We start from the raw sequence: 1648 nt of genomic DNA, 5'->3' as shown, positions 1-1648 counted from the left end.
GCGTCAGGCGACGGATGTGGTCTGGCTGGGGCTGGAGGCGTCGGGGCAGAGCTCACGTCTCGGCGTGACGGCGGAGCATCCGCTCTATGTCGAGGGCCGGGGCTGGGTGCAGGCGGGCGAACTCGCCCCCGGCGACCGGATCGTAGACGCGGACGGCGGGGTGATCACGGTCGTCTCGGCGGAGCTGGACGACCGGCCGACCTTGGTGCACAATCTCGAGGTCGCAGGCGCGCATACCTACTTCGCGGGCGAGCTGGAGGCTTGGGGGCATAATAGTACTGCACCGACCCTTCCTCCGCGGCAGATAGCGCCGGGCCTTGATCATAACTTCGGAAACATTTGTCCGCTACCTGGAGTCCAAGTTGAACACCCGCCGGTTCATGTGAATGTGACTGCAGGAGGACAGACATCCCGGGTGGGACAGAACGGAAAGCCTATATTAGGCGATACTCTAAACAAGAAGCAGAAGAAAATCGTCGGCTGCAACAAAGGCCTAATACGGAAAACTACGAAAAAAATCATGAAGTGGTATAGATGGCACAATCGGTAAAAGGAAGTCGGGTGTTCGTGTTTTATACTGGGCATTCATATCAACCGATCGGCGTATTCTCTGAGAAAAAAGTCGCTCTACGATATGCCTATGAAAAAGGCCTCTGGGGCAATGTGGCTGAATATTGCATCGATGTTCCGTTACCACAGCGAGTTGATCAGATTTCAAACCGAAAGGACAAAAGGTTTGATGATGCTGGGCCGGAACAACTAGCTAGATTTTCATCAGCCTATGTGGTCCGAGTGGCGTTGAGTTGGGATGATGAACGCAATATTGTAATTCGTGACTATGACACAGGAGAGACAGGGCTTCTTGCTGACTACCTCAGCGAACACGACACTACGTAGTAAGTTAATTTAACTGCCCCACGTGCGCGAGGGCGAACTCGTAACCGCGCTGATGGGTCGGCAGGCGATGGATGTGGTCTGGCTGGGGCTGGAGGCGTCGGGGCAGAGCTCACGTCTCGGGGTGACGGCGGAGCATCCGCTCTACGTCGAGGGCCGGGGCTGGGTGCAGGCCGGGGAACTGGCGGTCGGCGACCGGATCGTGGATGCGGACGGCGGGGTGATCACGGTCGTCTCGCGGGAGCTGGACGCAACGCCGAGGATCGTCCACAATCTCGAGATCGCCGGTGCCCACACCTACTTCGCGGGTGAGCTGGAGGCGTGGGGGCATAATAGCCGATATATCCCCGTTGATGTGGTCAAGAAAGCCAAGTGTATTGCTGGAGGGAAATGCGAATACTGCGGGACTGGGTTAACTGACCTGCCTGGCTTTCCAAACAGTCTCCAATTTGACCATATCGACAGCTACAAGGGTGGTGGGACGAGTAAGGATATTCGAAACATTGCCTGTGCCTGCAGAACCTGCAATCTAAAGAAGGGTACTAAGAGTATCTTGGACTTCTTCAAGCTTCTTGGACGGTAATAGTAGGAACCTAGAATGAAGATTCGGGAAATACCAACTAGCACTGCAGTATATGTGTGCAATCATGTCTTCCGAAAAGAAGCAGACCTAACTTTGTTTGCTCGCGAAGGCATTGTTGCATAAGTCACCCTTGAGGAAAGATAGCCCCTTTCCCCTTCATTATCAGCCCAC

3 protein-coding genes are annotated in these 1648 nt (G+C 54.9%); all 3 read left to right on the top strand.

The window, feature by feature from the left end:
- Positions 1-550: polymorphic toxin-type HINT domain-containing protein (locus P0645_RS19190; protein ID WP_284166160.1), on the top strand; the 550-nt coding region annotated here is incomplete at its 5' end.
- On the top strand, positions 535-897 hold the full coding sequence (locus P0645_RS19185) for a hypothetical protein (RefSeq protein WP_284166159.1): 363 nt from the start codon (positions 535-537) through the stop codon (positions 895-897). The genes P0645_RS19190 and P0645_RS19185, both read left to right, overlap by 16 nt.
- A gap of 22 nt (positions 898-919) precedes the next feature.
- A complete protein-coding gene (locus tag P0645_RS19180) occupies positions 920-1477 on the top strand; it encodes a polymorphic toxin-type HINT domain-containing protein (protein ID WP_284166158.1) in 558 nt (185 codons plus the stop codon).
- Positions 1478-1648: the final 171 nt, after the last annotated feature.

Source organism: Frigidibacter sp. SD6-1 (genome assembly GCF_030143255.1).
Taxonomy (GTDB): Bacteria; Pseudomonadota; Alphaproteobacteria; order Rhodobacterales; family Rhodobacteraceae; genus TMP-24.
Note: the sequence above shows the minus strand (reverse complement) of the source record. Positions and strands in the feature narration are given on the sequence as shown.

Excerpts from the sequence above, each read along its gene's own strand:
- P0645_RS19185 (WP_284166159.1), top strand. The coding sequence starts at position 535 with ATGGCACAATCGGTAAAAGGAAGTCGGGTGTTCGTGTTTTATACTGGG.